The following is a 19,029-nucleotide window of genomic DNA, read 5'->3' on the forward strand; positions in this document are numbered from 1 at the left end:
GTGGCTCAGTTCAGCGTCCCGGCGAAGGCGCGGGTGCGGTAGTGGAACGCGACGACGCCGTCGCGCTGGTGCCGGTCGAACAGCGCGCGCAACGCGTCCAGCATCGGCGCATGCTGCGGGTGGCCGGGCAGCGGCGCGTAGGAGGAGGACAGCAGGCGTCCGCGCAGCGCCTCGAAATCCATGCGCTGCGCGTTGGGGAACTGCGCGGTGCCGCGCAGGCCGGCGCCGAACCAGCGCTGCATGGTGGCATCGTCGTGGTAGCGCTCGGCCACCGCGCTGTAGTCGGTGCCGTACTCCAGCAGCAACTGCTCGTAGTCTTCCAGGAACGGCGTGGCGTCGAGCAGGCGCGAGTTCCAGTACACCAGCGCCAACCCGCCCGGACGCAGCACGCGTGCCCATTCGCGACGCACCGCCTCCAGGTCGAACCAGTGGAAGGCCTGCGCGGCGCTGACCAGGTCGACGCTGGCATCGGCCAGGGTGGTGGCCTCGGCGCTGCCGTCGATGGCGCGGAAGCCCGGCAAGTCCCGCAGCAGCGCCACTGCGGCCTCGCGCATCGCCGCGTTCGGCTCCACGGCCAGGGTCGGATGCCCGGCCTGCAGGAACAGGCGCGTGGAAATGCCGGTGCCGGCGCCGATGTCGGCGACCAGCGCATCGTGCGCCACGCCCAGCTCGCCGTGCACCCAGTCCAGCAGCGCCGCCGGATAGCTGGGGCGGTAGCGCACGTAATCGGCGACGCGGTCGCTGAAGCGTTCCCGCGGCGCGGCGGCGTCCCGGCTCACGACTGGGTGCTGGCGAACCAGGCCAGCCCGCCGAAGAACAGCACGAAGGCCAGTACCGCCAGCACGGCCAGCACCACCGCTGCCCAGCCCAGGATCAGCCCGCCCACCGCCAGGCCATCGCCCTGGAAGCGCTGCGGCTGGCGGCGGATCTCCGCCCGGGCCAGATGCCCGGTGATGATCGCGCCGAGGCTGCCCAGTACCGGCATCAGGGTCCAGCCGAGGATCCCGGCGACCAGGCTGACCACCGCCAGGGAATTGGTCTCGCGCACCTGACTCATCGCTGTCGCTCCTTGCAGAAGGAAAGGGGCGGCGGCCGCAGGGTGCGGGCCGCCGCGTTCGCCGCGTTACAGATCGAACTTGATGCCCTGCGCCAGCGGCAGCGAATCGGAGTAGTTGATCGTGTTGGTCTGCCGGCGCATGTACACCTTCCACGCGTCCGAACCGGATTCGCGGCCGCCGCCGGTGTCCTTCTCGCCGCCGAAGGCGCCGCCGATCTCGGCGCCGGAGGTGCCGATGTTGACGTTGGCGATGCCGCAGTCGCTGCCGGCCGCGGACAGGAACTTCTCCGCCGCCTTCAGGTTCTGGGTGAAGATCGACGAGGAGAGGCCCTGCGGCACGCCGTTCTGCATGTCGATGGCCTCGTCCAGGGTGCTGTACTTCATCACGTACAGGATCGGCGCGAAGGTTTCGTGCTGGACCACTTCATCGCTGTTCTTCAGGCCGGTGACGATGGCCGGCAGCACGAAGTTGCCCGGGCGGTCCAGCGCGGTGCCGCCGGTCTCGATGGTGCCGCCGGCGGCCTTGGCCTTGGCGATCGAGTCCAGGAACTGCTCGACCGCGCCGCGGCTGTTCAGCGGGCCCATCAGGTTGGCCGGGTCGGTGGGATTGCCGATCTTGCCTTCGACCTGCTTGTAGGCCTTGACCAGGGTGGCCAGCACGGTGTCGTAGATCGATTCGTGCACGATCAGCCGGCGCGTGGTGGTGCAGCGCTGGCCGGCGGTGCCGACGGCGCCGAACACGATGCCGGGCACCGCCAGCTTCAGGTCGGCGCTCTCGTCGAGGATGATCGCGTTGTTGCCGCCCAGCTCCAGCAGGCAGCGGCCCAGCCGGCGCGCGCACTTCTCGGCGACGACGCGGCCGACCTGGGTGGAGCCGGTGAAGCTGATCAGCGGGATGCGGGTGTCTTCGACCAGGCGCTCGGACAGGGCCACGCCGGCGTCGTTGATCAGGAAGAAGATGTCCGGGAAACCGGCGTCGCGCAGCGCCTCGTTGCAGATCTTCATCGACGCGATCGCGGTCAGCGGGGTCTTGTTGGACGGCTTCCAGATGCAGATGTCGCCGCAGATCGCCGCCAGGAACGCGTTCCAGCTCCACACCGCGACCGGGAAGTTGAACGCGCTGATGATGCCGACCAGGCCCAGCGGCTGGTACTGCTCGTACATGCGGTGGCCGGGGCGCTCCGAATGCAGGGTGTAGCCGTATAGCATGCGGCTCTGGCCGACCGCGAAGTCGGCGATGTCGATCATCTCCTGCACTTCGCCGTCGCCTTCCGGCTTGCTCTTGCCCATTTCCAGCGCGACCAGCGAGCCCAGTGCGTCCTTGTGCTTGCGCAGCGCTTCGCCGCACAGCCGCACCGCTTCGCCGCGGCGCGGCGCCGGGGTGGTGCGCCAGACCTTGAACGCGGCCTGGGCGCGGGCGATCACCGTTTCGTAGTCCTGCTCGGTGGTGGCCTGGACGTCGGCGATGATGTCGTTGCTCGACGGGTTGAGCGGCTGCAGCACGCCGGCGCCGGTGGCGCTGGACCACTCGCCATTGCCGAGATAGGTGCCGGAGTTGGTGGCGGCGAGGCCGAGCGCCTTGAGCAGGTCAGCGGACATGGAATCTCCTGGGTTCGTTGCGACAGGGAAGGCGACCGCAGGCGGGGGACGCGGGACGCGCAGCCGGCAATTTTAGCAGACCGGACGCATCCGGCCGCCGCCGCTGGCGGGGGCGGCTGGCGAGCGCAAAAAACGCGTGGGCAATGCCGTAGAATCCCCGCCAGGCCAATGGCCCCGTAGCTCAGCTGGATAGAGCGGTCCCCTCCTAAGGGACAGGTCGTGCGTTCGAATCGCGCCGGGGTCACCATTTCGTGCATGCCGTCCGCCGCGGCCGCGGCGCCGCCAGCGGCCATCGCGTTGCCTGCCCATGCATCCTGAGCAGCGGCCGCGATGGTGAGTCGCGCGGTGTCCGATCTGTCTGCAATAACGTCCTCTACACCTTGTACCGACGCGGCCTGAGCATCGTCCTGCGTAGGCTGCGTCCGTCGGCCACTGCGCTTGGCGGCGATTCGCGCCGCGAACTCTACTTATTGCAGTGCCGATGGACGACGAGGACGGAGTCGCCTCCGCCACGTCCGCCACAAGCGTCCCGACCGCAACTCCGTGCGGCGGGACGATCGCCGCCGCGCATCGGCGGTCCTGATCGCCTCGGGCCTGGCGTGATCGCCGGCTTGCCGGCACGCCCGCAGCGATTCCCACCCCTATGCGAAGCAGGAGTCACAGATGAAAACAGCAATGAAGATGGTCCTGGTCGGTTCGATGCTGGCTGCGCTTGCGGCTTGCAAGCGCGACGGCGACCAACCGGCCACCGATCCGAATGCGGCCAACCCGCCCGCAGCGGCCGACGGCAGCCCGGCAGGCGGCAGCACCGCCCCGGCTGGCACCACCAGCGGCGATGCCAGCGGCACCGCGACCGGGCAGGGCACGATGCAGGGCCAGGACGCGTCGCAGGGCGTACCGCCGACCACGACGTCTCCGACCAGCCCGACTACCCCCCAGGATCCTGCCAACCCGGATCCGCAGCAGCCGCCGCCGACCGATCAGAAGCAGCAGTAAGGGTTGCGCAAAACGCGCGGCGCCGGCGGCGTCGCGCGTTCCCTGCGCGCCGATCGCGCAGGCCTGCTTGGACGGCGTTGCGTGTCGCCCGGCGCACCCTGCTTGGTGGCCTTAACGTGGTGTTTCCTGGCTTGGCGCGATAGTCACTTTTGCAACCGTTTGCCAGGGCCGCAGCGCCGATGCTGCGGTCGCACACGCGGCGCTTGACAGCGCCCCGGCGCATGATGTCCTCTTGCGTCCATGCCTCTGGTCTTCGCCCCTATCGCCATCTCGCTTCCGCGCTCGCTTCGGCACGCGGCGGGCGCTGCTGCGGGCATTACCACCGGTATTACCACCCTCACCATTCGCCCGGTGCGGCCCGTCGTCTTCGTCTGATCGTCGAACACCACGGCCCCGCACCCGGATCAGGATGCGGGGGAATCCCTCAGCCTGATGCGAGCGGGGCCTCCACTCCGAGGTCTTCCATGTCGCCCCCCGCCGTCGCTCCTGCTGTCGCCGCTTCGCCTGATTCCGCCGTCGATCCCGCGCTCGCCGCCGCCACTGTCGTGCACAAGTTCGGCGGCACCTCGGTGGCCGATGCCGAACGCTACCGTCATGTCGCGCAACTGCTGTTGGCGCGCCCGGAACGTCTCCAGGTCACCGTCGTCTCGGCGATGAAGGGCGTCACCGATGCGTTGATCGGCCTGGCCGAACTGGCCGCGCGCGGCCACGGCGACTGGCGCGAGCGCTGGCACGAGACCCGTGCCCGCCATCGCGCCGCCGCAGTGGCCTTGCTCGGCGAACATGCCGGTGCCACGGTCGAATGGCTGGACGCGCGCTTCGAGCACCTGGCCGAGATCCTCGCCGCGCTGGCGGTGATCGGCGAACTACCGCGGGAAGTGCTGGACCGCGTGCAGGGGTTGGGCGAGGTGTACTCGGCGCAGTTGCTGGGCGACCACCTGCGTGCGCTGGGCGAGGAGTGCGCGGTGCTGGATGCGCGCGAGGTCTTGGTGGTCGACCGCGGCGAACTGGGCGTGGACGTGGACTGGTCCGCCAGCGCGCAGCGCCTGGCGCAATGGCGCGCGGAGCACCCGCAGCCGCGCATCGTGGTCACCGGCTTCGTCGCCCGCGACCGCGCCGGCCGCATCACCACCCTCGGCCGCAACGGCAGCGACTACTCCGGCGCGATCTTCGCCGCGCTGTTCGACGCCGCCGAGCTGCACATCTGGACCGACGTCGACGGCGTGCTTTCGGCGGACCCGCGGGTCGTGCCCGAAGCGGTGCAACTGGAAACGCTCAGCTACGACGAAGCCTGCGAACTGGCCTATTTCGGCGCCAAGGTGGTGCACCCGCAAACCATGTCGCCGGCGATCGAGCGCGGCCTGCCGATCATCATCCGCAACACCTTCCAGCCCGAGCACCCGGGCACCCGCATCACCGCCAGCAGCGCCACCAGCGGCCCGATCAAGGGGCTGACGCTGAGCCCGGACCTGGCCGTGCTCAACCTGGAAGGCACCGGCCTGATCGGCGTGCCCGGCACCGCCGAGCGCGTGTTCGCCGCACTGCGCAACGCGCGGGTGTCGGTGGTGATGATCTCGCAGGGGTCGTCCGAACATTCCATCTGCTGCGTGGTGCGGCAGAACGAGGCCGAACGCGCGCGCGACGCGGTGCTCTCCGCGTTCGCCCACGAACTGGTGGTGGGCCAGGTGCAGCGCGTGCAGCTGACCACCGGCATCAGCGTGCTGGCCGCGGTCGGCGACGGCATGACCGGGCAGCCCGGCGTGGCCGCGCGCCTGTTCGAATCGCTGGGCCGCGCGCAGGTCAACATCCTGGCGATCGCGCAGGGTTCGTCCGAGCGCAACATCTCGGTGGCCATCGACAGCGCGCACGCGACCAAGGCGCTGCGCGCCGCGCATGCCGGCTTCTGGCTGTCGCCGCAGACCTTCTCGGTCGGCGTGATCGGGCCGGGCAACGTCGGTGCGGCGCTGCTGGACCAGTTGCGCGCCGCGCAGCCGCAACTGCTGGCCAAGGCCAACCTCGACCTGCGCCTGCGCGCGGTGGCCTCGCGCAGCACGATGTGCCTGGAGCCGCGCGCCTTCGCCGGCGACTGGCGGCAGGCGCTGGCCGCCGGCCAGCAGCCGACCGACCTGGACGCGTTCACCGCGCACCTGCTGTCGGCGCATCTGCCGCATGCGGTGATCATCGACTGCAGCGGCAGCGCCGACGTCGCCGACCGCTACGCCGGCTGGCTGGCCGCCGGCATTCACGTGGTCACGCCGAACAAACAGGCCGGCGCCGGGCCACTGCCGCGCTTCCACGCCATCCGCGCCGCGGCCGCCGCCAGCGGCGCGCGCTTCCGCTACGAAGCCACGGTCGGTGCCGGCCTGCCGGTGATCACTACCTTGCGCGACCTGGTCGATACCGGCGACGCCGTTACCGCGATCGAAGGCATCTTCTCCGGCACTCTGGCTTGGCTGTTCAACAAGTACGACGGCAGCTTGCCGTTCGCGCAACTGGTGGCCGAGGCGCGCGGCATGGGCTACACCGAGCCGGACCCGCGCGACGACCTGTCCGGCACCGACGTGGCGCGCAAGCTGGTGATCCTGGCGCGCGAGGCCGGGCACGAGCTGAGCCTGGAGGACGTGGCGGTGGAAAGCCTGGTGCCGGAAGCGTTGCGCCAGGCCAGCGTGGACGATTTCATGGCGCGCCTGCACGAGGTCGATGCGGTGTTCGCGCAGCGCCTGCAGGCGGCCAGGGCGCGCGGCTGCGTGCTGCGCTACGTGGCGCGGCTGGCGCCGGGCCATGCACCCAGCGTGGGCCTGGTGGAACTGCCGGCCGACCATGCCTTCGCCAATCTGCGTCTGACCGACAACGTGGTGCAGTTCACCACCCGCCGCTACTGCAACAATCCGCTGGTGGTGCAGGGGCCGGGCGCCGGCCCGGAAGTGACCGCCGCCGGCGTGTTCGCCGACCTGCTGCGGGTCGCGGCGGGCGAGGGCGCGCGCCTGTGAGCCGGATGCAGATGCTGGCAGAGAGCGCCGCAGGCCCGGCCGCGCTGCCGACGCAGGCAAGCGCGTTCGCGCCGGCCTCGGTGGCCAACGTGGCGGTGGGATTCGACCTGCTGGGCTATGCGGTGGAAGGTGTCGGTGACACGGTGACGGTGCGCCGTATCGACGCGCCGGAGGTGCGTATCGCCGCGATCCGTGGCACCACCGTGGCCTTGCCCTTGGAGGCCGCACGCAACACCGCCGGTGCCGCGTTGATGTCGCTGCGCGAGGCGCTGGCGCTGCCGTTCGGCTTCGAACTGGAGATCGACAAGGGCATCCCGCTCAGCTCCGGCATGGGCGGCTCGGCCGCGTCGTGCGTGGCCGCGCTGGTGGCGGCCAATGCCTTGCTTGCCGCGCCGCTGTCGCGCGATGCACTGTATCGCTACGCGCTGGACGGCGAGGCGGTGGCCAGCGGCAGCCGCCACGGCGACAACCTCGGCCCGATGCTGCTGGGCGGGCTGGTGTTGTCGACCCTGGAGCGGCTGCTGCCGGTCCCGGTGCCGAGCGGCTGGCACAGCCTGCTGGTGCACCCAGACGCGACGCTGGAGACGCGCCACGCGCGCGCAGCGCTCGCCGGCGAGTACCGGCTCGGCGAGTTCGTCGCGCAGAGCGCGAACCTGGCGTTGGTGCTGGCGGGTTGCCATGCCGGCGACGAGGCGCTGGTGCGCGCCGGCCTCCGCGACGTGCTGATCGAGCCGCGGCGCGCGCCGCTGATCGTCGGCTTCGACGCGGCCAAGGCGGCGGCGCTGGCGGCGGGGGCGATGGGTGCGGGCATTTCCGGCGCTGGTCCGAGTGTGTTCGCCTGGTTCGCCAGCCGCGTCGAGGCGGAGGCCGCGGCGCCGGCGGTTCAGGCGGCCTTCGCGGACGCTGGTTTCGATAGCCAGCACTGGGTGTCGCCGTTGCAGTGTCCGGGCGCGGCGTTGCTGTAGCCACTTATTGGAGCGGTGCGTTGTCCGCGCCGCTGTTGCTGTTGCTAATGTCGTTGCTGTTGCCGATTTCGAATTTGCTTTTGTTGTCGCTGTCGCTGTCGCTCTAATCGTTGCTTTTGCTTTTGCTTTGCTGTTGCTGTTGCCGTACCGGGTTCCCTTCCGAAGCGGCGGCCATCGCGGGGAAAAACCCGAAGGGCGGCGTACATGGATGTACGCCGTCCGCGGCAGGGGCAGGATGCCCCTTCCGCGGATCCCCGGGATGGACGCGGACCCGGAGCGCGCAGCGCGGAGGGCGCGAGGCAGGGCGCGCTTTCTTTTGGTTACCTTTTCTTTGCGCGAGCAAAGAAAAGTAACTCGCCCGCAAGGGCGAAAGCCTTTGCTTCTGCTGTTGTCGTTGCTGCGGTTGGAAGCTTGAAAGCAACAGCAAAGGCCTTCGCCTAGCGGCGAGTCACTTTTCTTTGCTTGTGCAAAGAAAAGTAACCAAAAGAAAGCACACCCCGCAGCGCGCCCTCCGCGCTAACGCGCTCCGGGTCCGCAGCCACGACGGGCATTTTTCGACGGCACTTGTCCGCTACGCGGCCAAGCCCGGGGCAGGCGCCTCACGGCGCCAGCCCGTTCGCCGGGGCGAAGCAGTGCTTCGCCTTTGTCCGGCTCACCCATGTGCCGGCGAAAAACGACGCGCATCCTGCGCGTCGCCCTTCGGGTATTCGCCCGCCGTGGCTGCCGCGCCGAGGGGACCCCGGGTGAAGCAAAACAGCAACAGCCAAAGCCAGAGCAACAGCCAGAGCCAAAGCCAAAGCAACGTCCGAAGCCAAAGCAACGTCCGAAGCAACAGCAACAGCAACAGCAATAGCTAAGAAAGACAGTGCGATCGAATTCCCCCCGTTAACGGAACCACCATGAACTTCATCTCCACCCGTAACGCCGCTCCCGCCGTTTCGCTCAGCCAGGCCATCGCCGCCGGGCTCGCCCCCGATGGCGGCCTGTACGTCCCCGAGCGCCTGCCCGCCGCCCGCGACCTGCGCGCCGGTGCCAGCCTCGCCGAGACCGCCGCGGACCTGCTGGCGCCGTTCTTCGATGGCGACGCTCTGGCTGCGGACCTGCCGGCCATCTGCGCGGAGGCCTTCGACTTCGCCGCGCCGCTGCAGCCGCTGGCAACGCCCGGCGACCACGCGCTGGAGTTGTTCCATGGGCCGACCGCCGCGTTCAAGGACTTCGGCGCGCGCTTCCTGGCCGCCTGTCTGACCCGGCTGCGGCGGGGTGCGGAAACGCCGTTGACCATCCTCGTCGCCACCTCCGGCGATACCGGTGCCGCGGTCGCGGCCGCGTTCCATCGCCAGCCCGGGCTGCGCGTGGTGGTGCTGTATCCGGACGGGCGCGTGTCGCCACGGCAGGCGCATCAACTCGGGTGCTTTGGCGACAACATCCAGGCGCTGCGCGTGGCCGGCTCGTTCGACGATTGCCAGGCGCTGGTCAAGCAGGCCCTGAACGACGCCGACCTGCAAGCGCAGGCGCCGTTGAGTTCGGCCAACAGCATCAGCCTGGGGCGCTTGCTGCCGCAGATGAGCTACTACGCGCATGCAGCCCTGCAGCACCATGCCGCGCATGCGCAGCCGCTGAATTTGGTGGTGCCCACCGGCAACCTGGGCAATGCGCTGGCCGCGATCCTGGCGCGGGCGCTGGGCGTGCCGCTGGGCCGGATCGTGCTGGCGACCAATGCCAACCGCGTGCTGCCGGACTTCTTCGCCGGCGCCGACTACGCGCCGCAGCCCAGCGTGGCGACCCTGGCCAATGCGATGGACGTCGGCGCGCCGAGCAATGTCGAGCGCCTGCGCTGGCTCTACCAGGGCGACGACGCCACGCTGCGCACCCAGTTCCAGGCGTACTCGGTGGACGATGCGCAGATCCGCCAGACCATCGGCGAGCGCTTCCGCCGCTACGGCGAGGTGCATTGCCCGCACACCGCCACCGCGCTGCACGTGCTGCAGCAACTGCGCGCCGAAGGCGCGGAGGCCGACGCCGGCGATTGGGCGGTGGCGGCCACCGCGCATCCGGCCAAGTTCGAAGGGGTGGTGGAGCCGCTGATCGGCCAGCCGGTGGCGGTGCCGCCGGCCTTGGCGGCGCTGCTGCAGCGGCCCGCGCAGGCCGAGCCGATCGCGCCGGACTACGCGGCGCTGCGCGCGCGGCTGCTGGCCGGCTGAGCAGCGCAGGCCGGGGCGCGCGAGCGCGCCCGACGGCTCAGTCGGACGGCTGCAACCGCTGCCAGGCGGCCAGGACGATGCCGCGGACCTGCAGCCAGTCCAGGCGCGAGCGCGGGTGGTCGCGCAGGAACACGTCGCGCAGTTGCGCGACCACCTCTTCCACGCGCTGGCCGTGGTACTTGAGGTAGGCATCGTAGGCCAGCTTCAGCGCCGGCTCGTAGTCGTGGAACGTGTAACCGGGCTGATGGAAGGGGCTGTGTGCGTAATGCGCCTTCCAGAACTCCAGTTCGCGCTCGCGGTCCAGCATCACGCAGGCGCGCGAGGCGTGTTGCATCTCGATGGCGACGGCCGTGTTGGCCCTCCGAGTGGTCCCCCCACCGGCACCGCGGCGGCGCCGCAGGTGTGTTGCGCACGCAGTGTATGCCGGTCGGGCGTCGCCGCCGCGATGGCCGGCTGAAGCGTTCAGAGCTGGCGGTGCGGCAGTGCTGCACGCGGCAGCAAACCGGTGATCGGTTGGCCGCCGGCGGGCGGGCGCTGCACGGTTGTCCACACGCGATGTGGAGCGTTGCTCTGGAATCCTGTGGATAAGTGGCCAGGCACCGCATGGCGTCGGTGCCTGGATCGGCGTGGCGAAAAAATCGCCACGCCGGTCCGCTCAGTCTTCGTCCGACGCCAGCCGGTGCAGTGCGGCGAAGTCGCGAATCTCCACCACGTGCAGTTGCGGCAGCGCGATCAGGCCCTGCTGGCGCAGCTTGGTGAAGGTACGGCTGACCGTCTCCATGGTCAGGCCGAGATGGTCGGCGATGTCGCCGCGGCCCATCGGCAGCACCACCTTGTTGCCAGCATCGCCCTGGCGCGCCGCGCGGGCCGCCAGCTTGAGCAGGAAGTCGGCCAGTTTCTCGGCCGGCTGCAGCCGCGCCAACGACAGCGCCGCGTCCTGCGCCGCATCCAGCTCCAGGCAGGCGCGTTGCAGCAGCTTGCGCTCCAGGTGCGGGAACTGCGTGCGCAACTGCTGCATCTGCGCCACCGGCACCCGGCACACCCGGCTGTCGGCGATGGCTTCGATATCGTGGCGGTGCCTGGCCGATTCGCTCAGGCCGACGTAGTCGCCGGGCAGGACGAAACCGGCCACCTGGCGGCGTCCGTCGGCAAGGGTGCGGACCAGGCGCAGCGCGCCGGCGGTGACGGTGTAGACCGCCTGTCGTGCCTCGCCGGTGCGCGCCAGAGTGGCGCCGGCGGCGTAGTGCAGCGAGGTCGTGGCCCGTTCCAGCGCCTGCACCTCGTCGCAGGCCAGCGCCGAGCAGATCGCCAGGTGGCGGACCGCGCAATGCAGGCACTCGTTGCCGCGCGGTTCGCGCGGGGCGGACGCGTCGGCGTAGGGCAGGGCGAATCCGGAAGGAGGCCTGTTCATGGGCGGGGCAGCGGCTTCGGCACAGGCGAATGATACGCCGATGCGGCCGCGCGTGGCCGGTGCGGCTAGAATTGGCGTCCCGCTCGCCCCCGAATCGCAGGAGTTCCGCACGTGATCAAGCCCCGTACGCCGCCCGGCATCATGGAATTGCTGCCACGCGAGCAGATCGCGTTCCAGCGCATGCTGGACGTCATCCGCCGCAATTACGAGCGGTTCGGGTTCCTGCCGGTGGAGACGCCGGTGTTCGAGCTGTCCGACGTGCTGCTGACCAAGTCCGGCGGCGAGACCGAGCGCCAAGTGTACTTCGTGCAGTCCACCGGTGCGCTGGCCAATGCCGCGGCCGAGGGCGGCGAGGGCGGGCTGCCGGAACTGGCGCTGCGCTTCGACCTGACCGTGCCGCTGGCCCGCTACGTGGCCGAGCACGAACACGAGCTGAGCTTCCCGTTCCGGCGCTACCAGATGCAGCGCGTGTACCGCGGCGAACGCGCCCAGCGTGGCCGCTTCCGCGAGTTCTACCAGTGCGACATCGACGTGATCGGCAAGGACGCGCTGAGCATCCGTTACGACGCCGAGGTGCTGGCGGTGATCCACGCGGTGTTCGCCGAGCTGGGCATCGGCGATTTCGCGGTGCAGTTGAACAACCGCAAGCTGATGCGCGGTTTCTTCGAGAGCCTGGGCGTGGCCGAGGGCGAGCGCCAGCTCGCGGTGCTGCGCGAGGTTGACAAGCTGGACAAGCGCGGCGCCGACTACGTGCGCGAGACGCTCACCGGCGAAGGCTTCGGCATTCCTGCCGAGCAGGTGCAGCGCATCCTCGACTTCGTCGCGGTCCGCTCCAGCGGCCACGACGACGCGTTGGCGCGGCTGCAGGCGCTTGAGGCCGATGCGGCGTCCAGTGCGACCCTGCGCGAGGGCGTGGTCGAACTGCGCGAGGTGCTGGCCCTGGTCAAGGCGCTGGGCGTGCCTGAGACCGCGTACTGCCTCAATTTCTCCATCGCCCGCGGCCTGGACTATTACACCGGCACCGTCTACGAGACCTTGCTGACCGACTACCCGCAGATCGGCTCGATCTGCTCGGGCGGCCGCTACGAGGATCTGGCCAGCCACTACAGCAAATCCAAGCTGCCCGGCGTGGGCATCTCCATCGGCCTGACCCGGCTGTTCTGGCAGTTGCGCGAGGCCGGCCTGATCGACGGCATCGCCTCCAGCAGCGTGCAGGCCATGGTGGCGCTGATGGACGAAGCCAAGCTGGACGACGCGCTGGACATCGCGCGGCGCCTGCGCGCCGGCGGCATCAACACCGAAGTGCAGATGGAGCCGAAGAAGATCGGCAAGCAGTTCCAGTACGCGGCCCGTGCCGGCATCCGCTTTGTGGTGCTGGCCGGCGACGACGAGCTGGCGCGCGGGGTGGTCGCGGTCAAGGACCTGCTGCGCGAGCAGCAGTTCGAGATCGCCCGCGACGAACTGGCCAGCACGCTGCAGGTGGAGCTGGAGCAGGCCAAGGTGATGGCCTGAGTCTGGCGGCGGCGGCCGGCAACGGCCGCCGCGCTGTGCGAGATCTTCGTGGGAGCGGCTTCAGCCGCGACCGGCACGGCCGGTAACCCCGGCCACGGCCGATCCCAAAAACGCTAACTACAGCAGGCCCGCACCCTGCAGCATCGCCTTGAGCGCACGCCGTTGCGCGCCATCGTCCGCCGGCCAGCCCTGCACTTGCGCGACGACCTTGCCGTCGCGCACCAGGAAGAACGTCGGCATGCGCCATTCGCGCGGCAACAGGGGCCATTCCTCCACGTCGTAGAGCGGATGCAGCGGCGTCTGCGGCTGCGCCTGGTTCCAGGCGCGCAGCGCCTCCATGTCCTCGTTGCCGGGCGGCAGGGTCAGCCACAGCGCATGGCGGCGGAACGCCGGGCCCAGTTCGGGATCGGCGGCGATGGCGCGTGCTGCGTCGGCGGCGAAATGGCAGCCGGCGGTGACCAGGATCTGAGGTGGCCCCAGATCGATCCGCTGCCGGTGCAGCGTGCGCCCATCGGGTTCCAGCGACCACAGCGTCGGCCCCTGCGCCGCCGCGCCCAGGCGGTCCTCGAAGCGCAGCCAATGCGGCCAGTCGGCGCTGCCGCCATCGGCCAGCAGGCGCCGTGCGTCTTCCACGCGATGCGCGAGCAGCAGCGCGTTGCCGGCGTCGTCCACCTGCGCCGCGCTGGCCTGGCCGCGGCGCCGCAACTGCGCCAACACCTGCAGTTGCGTGTCCAGCCCCGCCGGGGTGGGGCGCAGCGCGTAGGTCGCGACGACGGCCCGATACAGAAGATCCAGCGTGGTCGCGTCCGATTGCGCGATGGCGGCGGGGTCGAATGCTTCGGGCAGGGCGCTGCGCACTGCGGGCCAGGGATCGCGTCCAGTGCGACCGAGGCCGTCCAGATTCCGGTGGTAGCCGTTGTAGCGACGCTCCAGGTCGCCGATCGCGGCGGTGGGCTCGTGGACGCGCGGTTGCGTCGCCCAGTGCGGCAAGCTTTCCGCGTAGCGCTCGACCCCGAACAGCGCCAGCAGCGCCCGGCCCTGCGTGCGGGTCAGCTGCGGCAGGTCCTGCGTATCGAATCCACCCAGGCCATTGCGGCCGAACACGAGACCGTCGAGGAAGCGTTCGCGGGCGCCGGGCGTGAGCGCGTCCAGCGGCGTGCGCTGGCCTGCATGGGCGCGCAGGTAGGCGGCGAGCTGCGCGCTGGAGCGGATCGGCAGTTGCTCCACAGTGGCCGCGGTGTCGGCGTTTGCGGCCCCCTGGGCGGGAGGCGCCGGCGGCGGCTGCGCCGCTGCCGACATCGCCATGCACAGGACAAGGGCGGCAAAACACGCATTGCGCATGCGGTACTCCAGAGCGGCGGCGGTCATCGCCGATCCTAGCGGCCGCCGGGCGATCCTTCCATCCGCCGCGGGAGGTGTCTGCGCGCAGCGTGAGGCCGGATCGCGGCAACGCACAGGGCGCCAGAGCGCGCAACAGGATGGCCCGGAGGCTGAACGCCAGGTCGCCGCGGCCCGCGCAAACTTGACCTTGTAATAGCGTGCTATTACATTAGCGCAATGAAACAACGTCCCGTCCCTGCAGCAGACCGCGACAGCGACGCCTCGTTCAAGGCGTTGGCGCGCACCCTGGCCCAGCTCGGCAAGCCGCAGGAAGTGGCGGCGTTCCTGCAGGACCTGTGCACGCCGGCCGAGCTGGAGGCGATGGCGGACCGCTGGCGGGTGGTGCCGCTGCTGCTCAAGGGCGTGCCGTACCGCGAGATCCACGACCTGACCCAGGTCAGCGTCACCACCATCGGCCGTGTCGCACGGACCCTGGAATACGGCGCCGGCGGCTATGCCGCGGCGCTGCGCCGGCAGACGGCGCGCCCCTCCGATTCCCACTGAGATGTCCTGATGAGTGCTTCCCTGGCAGCACCGGCCCGCGACCGGCTGCGTATCGCGATCCAGAAAAGCGGCCGCCTGGCCGAGCCGGCCCGTGCGGTGCTGGCCGCCTGCGGGCTGAGCTGGCGCGAGAGCCGCGACAAGCTGTTCTGCTACGGCGAATCGTTGCCGGTCGACCTGCTGCTGGTGCGCGACGACGATATTCCCGGGCTGATCGCCGACGGCGTGTGCGACTTCGGCATCGTCGGCCGCAACGAACTCGAAGAGCAGGCCGGCGAGCGCCGCCGCAACGGCTTGCCGGAGGCCTATCGCGCCCTGCGCGGGCTGAACTTCGGGCAGTGCCGGCTGATGCTGGCGGTTCCGGAGAGTTGGGAGTGGAGCGGCCCGCAGCAGGTGCAGGGGCTGCGCATCGCCACCAGCTATCCGGCGGTGCTGGCCGACTGGCTGGACGCGCGTGGCATCGCCGCGCAGGTGGTGGAGCTGTCCGGCTCGGTGGAGATCGCGCCGCGCCTGGGCACCGCCGACCTGATCTGCGATCTGGTCTCCAGTGGCGCCACCCTGGCCGCCAACCAGCTCAAGCCGGTGGAGACATTGCTGGAGAGCGAGGCGGTGCTGGCCGGTCCGGTGCGCGAACCCGCCGATGCCCGCGCCGGCCTGGCGGCGATGCTGCTGCGCCGGCTCGACGGCGTGCTCAAGCTGCGCGACAGCAAGCTGCTGATGTTCCGCGCCGCGCGCGAGCGCGTGGCCGACCTGGCGCGGTTGCTGCCCGACGCCGAACCGCTGGTGCAACTGCCCGGCGACGCAGACGGCCCGCTGCAGCTGCAGACCATGTGCCACGGTGCGATCACCTGGCAGCGCATGGAGGAACTGGAGCGCGCGGGCGCGCAGGGCTTGATGGTGTTGACAGTGGAGCGGTCGCTGGCATGAATCGTTTGGAATGGAGCGCGCTCGACGCGCAGGAACGCACCCAGGCGCTGACCCGGCCGGTGCAGCGCGTGGCCGAGCAGACCCGCAACGCGGTGGCGCAGGTGCTCAATGACGTGCGCAGCCGCGGCGACGACGCGCTGCGCGAGCTCACCGCGCGTTTCGACGGCGTGGTGCTGGAGACCTTCGAAGTGAGCGCCGCCGAGTTCGCCGCCGCCGAGGCGGCGGTGCCGGCGCCGCTGCGCGCGGCGATGGCCGAGGCGGCGGCGCGGATCGATACCTTCCACCGCGCCGGCATGGCGCAGCCGTACGCGGTCGAGACCGCACCGGGCGTGGTCTGCGAGCGCGTGGTGCGGCCAATCGGCCGGGTCGGCCTGTACGTGCCGGCCGGCAGCGCGCCGCTGCCGTCGACGGCGCTGATGCTGTGCGTGCCGGCGGCGCTGGCCGGCTGCCGCGAGGTGGTGCTGTGCACGCCACCGCGCGCCGACGGCTCGGCCGATCCGGCGGTGCTGGTCGCGGCGACGCTGTGCGGCGTGGACCGGGTGTTCAAGCTCGGCGGTGCCCAGGCGATCGCGGCGATGGGCTTCGGCACCGAAAGCGTGCCGTCCTGCGACAAGCTGTTCGGCCCGGGCAACAGCTACGTCACCGAGGCCAAGCAGCAAATCGCGCAGGCCGGCGCGGCGGCGATCGACATGCCGGCCGGGCCGTCCGAGGTGCTGGTGATCGCCGACGCCGGCGCCGATGCGGCCTTCGTCGCCGCCGACCTGTTGTCGCAGGCCGAGCACGGCCCCGACTCGCAGGTATTGCTGCTGTCCGACAGCGCCGTGCTGATCGAGGCGGTCGAGAACGAACTGGAGCGGCAGCTGGCGACGCTGCCGCGCGCGGCGATCGCCCGGCAGGCGCTGGCCGCGTCGCGGCTGATCCGCGTCGACACGCTGGAGGATGCGTTCGCCATCAGCAACCGCTACGCCCCGGAACACCTGATCCTGGCGCTGCGCGCGCCGCGCGACTGGCTGGACCGGGTCGAGGCCGCCGGCTCGGTGTTCCTGGGCGACTACACTCCAGAGGCGCTGGGCGATTACTGCAGCGGCACCAACCACGTGCTGCCCACCAGCGGCGCGGCGCGTGCCTACAGCGGCGTGAGCGTGGCCAGCTTCCAGAACTTCGTCAGCGTGCAGAGCGCCAGCGCCGCCGGCATCGCCGCGATCGGCGGTTGCGCGGTGCTGATGGCGCGCGCCGAGGGTCTGGACGCGCACGCCAACGCGGTGGCGCTGCGCATGGAGAAGGCGGCATGAGCCAGACTCCAGACGCACGCGCCGTGCTGGCGTTGGTCCGCCCGGACCTGCGCGAGTTCGCCGGCTATTCGTCCGCGCGCAGCAGTGCGCTGCAGGGCGAGATCTGGCTCAATGCCAACGAGTCGGCCTGGGCCAACGCCGCCGACGGTGACGCCGGCAATCGCCGCTATCCCGACCCGCAGCCGCCGGCGCTGCGCGCCGCATTGGCGCAGTTGTACGCCTGCGCCCCGGAACAACTGCTGCTCGGCCGTGGCAGCGACGAGGCCATCGACCTGCTGCTGCGCGCCCTGTGCGAGCCGGGCCGCGACGCCATCGTCATCACCCCGCCGGTGTTCGGCATGTACGCGGTGTGCGCGCGGCTGCAGAACGCGCGCCTGGTCGAGGTGCCGCTGCGCGATACCGCCGAGGGCCTGCTGACCGACGTGGATGCGGTGGTGGACGCCGCATTGAGTCAGATGGCCAAACTGGTATTCCTGTGTTCGCCGGGCAACCCCGGCGGTGCGGCGATCGCCCTGGCCGACATCGATCGCGCCGCCGAGCGCCTGCAGGGACGTGCGGTGCTGGTGGTGGACGAAGCCTATGGCGAGTTTTCCGACGAAGCCTCGGCCACCAGCTTGCTTGCGCGCCATGCCAACCTGGCGGTGCTGCGCACGCTGTCCAAGGCGCACGCGCTGGCGGCGGCGCGGATCGGCTGCGTGATCGCCGATCCGGCCCTGATCGCGGTGCTGCGCCGCTGCCAGGCGCCGTATCCGATTCCGGCGCCATGCACGCAACTGGCGCTGGCCGCGCTGCAGCCCGAACCGCTGCGGCAGACCGCGGCGCGGGTGCAGGAGGTGCGGACCGAGCGCACGCGCATGCAGGCGGCGCTGGCGGCACTGCCCGGCGTGCGCCAGGTGTATCCGTCGCAGGGCAATTTCCTGCTGCTGCGCTTCGACGACGCCGAGGGCGCGTTCCAGGCGCTGCTGGCGGCCGGGGTGGTGGTGCGCGACCAGCGCGCCGCGCCGGGCCTGGGCGATGCGCTGCGCATCACCCTGGGCACGCCGGCGCAGAACCAGCGCGTGCTCGGCGCCTTGCAGGCATGGAGGGCCGCGGCATGACCCCGATCCTGTTCGTGGACCGCGACGGCACCCTGATCGAGGAGCCGGCCGATTTCCAGATCGACGCCTACGAGAAGCTGCGCTTCGTGCAGGGCGTGATCCCGGCGATGCTCAAACTGCGCGACGCCGGCTACCAGTTCGTCATCGTCACCAACCAGGACGGCCTGGGCAGCGAGGCCTACCCGCAGGCCGCCTTCGACGGTCCCAACGACCTGATGCTGCAGATCTTCGCCAGCCAGGGCATCGTGTTCCGCGAGGTGCTGGTCGACCGCAGCTGGCCGGCCGACAATGCGCCCACGCGCAAGCCCGGCATCGGCCTGATGCTGCCGTACCTGCAGGACCGCAGCATCGACTGGGCGCGCTCGGCGATGGTCGGCGACCGCGTCACCGACATCCAGTTCGCCGAGAACCTGCGCATCCGCGGCTTCCAGTTGCGTACCGCCCAGTTCGGCGGCGAGTGGGACTGGGCCGGCATCGCCCACGAGCTGGCCGATGCGCCGCGGCGTGCGCGGGTGCAGCGCGACACCAAGGAAACCCGCATCGCGGTGGAGCTGGACCTGGACCTGGCGCGCGACCCGCACTGCGCCACCGGCCTGCCGTTCTTCGATCACATGCTCGAGCAGATCGGCAAGCATGGCGGTTTCGCCCTGGACGTGCGTGCCGACGGCGACCTGCACATCGACGAACACCACACCATCGAGGACACCGGTCTGGCCTTGGGCCAGGCGTTGCGTCAGGCGCTGGGCGACAAGCGCGGCATCGGCCGCTACGGCTTCACCCTGCCGATGGACGAGACCCTGGCCAGCGCCGCGCTGGATTTCAGCGGGCGCCCGTACTTCGTGTTCGAAGGCGAGTTCAAGCGCGAGCGGGTCGGCGACATGCCCACCGAACTGGTACCGCACTTCTTCCGCTCGCTGTGCGATGCGGCCGGGCTTAACCTGCACCTGAGCGTGCGTGGCGACAACGACCACCACAAGGTCGAGGCCTGCTTCAAGGCGCTGGCCCGCGCCTTGCGCCAGGCGCTGAAGCGCGAGGGTGCGGCGCTGCCCTCGACCAAGGGCGTGCTGTGAATCGGCGCGTCGTGGACACGCGGAGGGTGCG

At 70.6% G+C, this 19,029-nt stretch carries 16 protein-coding genes and 1 tRNA gene; 11 read left to right on the forward strand and 6 right to left on the reverse strand.

What is annotated here, in order from left to right:
- Window positions 1-5: 5 nt before the first annotated feature.
- From SLW55_RS13825 to SLW55_RS13835, 3 genes are all read right to left on the reverse strand, one after another.
- Complete coding sequence (locus tag SLW55_RS13825; protein ID WP_267084346.1) at window positions 6-779, reverse strand: class I SAM-dependent methyltransferase; 774 nt, start codon at window positions 777-779, stop codon at window positions 6-8.
- Entirely contained in the window at window positions 776-1,057 is a 282-nt protein-coding gene (locus SLW55_RS13830; protein WP_017913403.1) for a DUF4190 domain-containing protein, read from the reverse strand. Before SLW55_RS13830 ends, SLW55_RS13825 begins: the two co-directional genes overlap by 4 nt.
- 66 nt (window positions 1,058-1,123) lie before the next feature.
- On the reverse strand, window positions 1,124-2,656 hold the full coding sequence (locus SLW55_RS13835) for an aldehyde dehydrogenase family protein (RefSeq protein ID WP_320745297.1): 1,533 nt from the start codon (window positions 2,654-2,656) through the stop codon (window positions 1,124-1,126).
- Between the two features lie 170 nt (window positions 2,657-2,826).
- On the opposite strand from SLW55_RS13835, the gene SLW55_RS13840 reads away from it, so the two are divergent.
- From SLW55_RS13840 to thrC, 5 genes are all read left to right on the forward strand, one after another.
- A tRNA-Arg gene (locus SLW55_RS13840) sits at window positions 2,827-2,903 on the forward strand.
- Between the two features lie 416 nt (window positions 2,904-3,319).
- The gene (locus SLW55_RS13845) at window positions 3,320-3,652 is read left to right on the forward strand and encodes a hypothetical protein (protein WP_226980490.1); all 333 of its coding nucleotides are present in this window, start codon (window positions 3,320-3,322) and stop codon (window positions 3,650-3,652) included.
- Window positions 3,653-4,197: 545 nt separating this feature from the next.
- Window positions 4,198-6,642 (forward strand): bifunctional aspartate kinase/homoserine dehydrogenase I, encoded by a 2,445-nt coding sequence (gene thrA, locus SLW55_RS13850; RefSeq protein ID WP_295913439.1) that lies wholly within the window; start codon window positions 4,198-4,200, stop codon window positions 6,640-6,642.
- Window positions 6,643-6,653: 11 nt separating this feature from the next.
- On the forward strand, window positions 6,654-7,607 hold the full coding sequence (locus SLW55_RS13855; RefSeq protein ID WP_320745298.1) for a homoserine kinase: 954 nt from the start codon (window positions 6,654-6,656) through the stop codon (window positions 7,605-7,607).
- Window positions 7,608-8,506: 899 nt separating this feature from the next.
- The gene (gene thrC / locus SLW55_RS13860) at window positions 8,507-9,808 is read left to right on the forward strand and encodes a threonine synthase (protein ID WP_152245463.1); all 1,302 of its coding nucleotides are present in this window, start codon (window positions 8,507-8,509) and stop codon (window positions 9,806-9,808) included.
- 37 nt (window positions 9,809-9,845) lie between these two features.
- Here the strand turns inward: thrC and SLW55_RS13865 are convergent, their stop codons facing one another.
- Entirely contained in the window at window positions 9,846-10,142 is a 297-nt protein-coding gene (locus tag SLW55_RS13865; RefSeq protein WP_320745299.1) for a hypothetical protein, read from the reverse strand.
- A 321-nt stretch (window positions 10,143-10,463) separates the two neighbouring features.
- Window positions 10,464-11,219, reverse strand: a complete 756-nt coding sequence (locus SLW55_RS13870; protein ID WP_017912245.1) for a helix-turn-helix domain-containing protein — start codon at window positions 11,217-11,219, stop codon at window positions 10,464-10,466.
- A 111-nt stretch (window positions 11,220-11,330) separates the two neighbouring features.
- Here SLW55_RS13870 and hisS point away from each other — a divergent pair, with 111 nt between their 5' ends.
- Window positions 11,331-12,731, forward strand: coding sequence for a histidine--tRNA ligase (gene hisS / locus SLW55_RS13875; RefSeq protein WP_267084351.1), 1,401 nt, complete (start codon window positions 11,331-11,333; stop codon window positions 12,729-12,731).
- 117 nt (window positions 12,732-12,848) lie between these two features.
- Here the strand turns inward: hisS and SLW55_RS13880 are convergent, their stop codons facing one another.
- Window positions 12,849-14,099 carry a hypothetical protein gene (locus SLW55_RS13880; protein WP_320745300.1) on the reverse strand — a complete coding sequence of 417 codons (1,251 nt, stop codon included), beginning with the start codon at window positions 14,097-14,099 and terminating at the stop codon, window positions 12,849-12,851.
- Window positions 14,100-14,288: 189 nt separating this feature from the next.
- Between SLW55_RS13880 and SLW55_RS13885 the strand changes: the two genes are divergently transcribed.
- From SLW55_RS13885 to hisB, 5 genes are read left to right on the forward strand one after another with little or no spacing between them, the layout of a single operon-like run.
- Window positions 14,289-14,615 carry a YerC/YecD family TrpR-related protein gene (locus SLW55_RS13885; RefSeq protein ID WP_152236964.1) on the forward strand — a complete coding sequence of 109 codons (327 nt, stop codon included), beginning with the start codon at window positions 14,289-14,291 and terminating at the stop codon, window positions 14,613-14,615.
- A gap of 9 nt (window positions 14,616-14,624) precedes the next feature.
- Window positions 14,625-15,539, forward strand: a complete 915-nt coding sequence (hisG, locus tag SLW55_RS13890) for an ATP phosphoribosyltransferase (protein ID WP_152236963.1) — start codon at window positions 14,625-14,627, stop codon at window positions 15,537-15,539.
- Entirely contained in the window at window positions 15,536-16,831 is a 1,296-nt protein-coding gene (gene hisD, locus SLW55_RS13895; RefSeq protein WP_320745301.1) for a histidinol dehydrogenase, read from the forward strand. The genes hisG and hisD overlap by 4 nt, the downstream gene beginning before the upstream one ends.
- The gene (hisC, locus tag SLW55_RS13900) at window positions 16,828-17,928 is read left to right on the forward strand and encodes a histidinol-phosphate transaminase (RefSeq protein WP_320745302.1); all 1,101 of its coding nucleotides are present in this window, start codon (window positions 16,828-16,830) and stop codon (window positions 17,926-17,928) included. The genes hisD and hisC overlap by 4 nt, the downstream gene beginning before the upstream one ends.
- Window positions 17,925-18,998, forward strand: coding sequence for a bifunctional histidinol-phosphatase/imidazoleglycerol-phosphate dehydratase HisB (hisB, locus tag SLW55_RS13905; protein WP_267084356.1), 1,074 nt, complete (start codon window positions 17,925-17,927; stop codon window positions 18,996-18,998). The genes hisC and hisB overlap by 4 nt, the downstream gene beginning before the upstream one ends.
- Window positions 18,999-19,029: the final 31 nt, after the last annotated feature.

The organism is Xanthomonas sp. LF06-19, from assembly GCF_034105425.1.
Taxonomy (GTDB): domain Bacteria; phylum Pseudomonadota; class Gammaproteobacteria; order Xanthomonadales; family Xanthomonadaceae; genus Xanthomonas_A; species Xanthomonas_A sontii.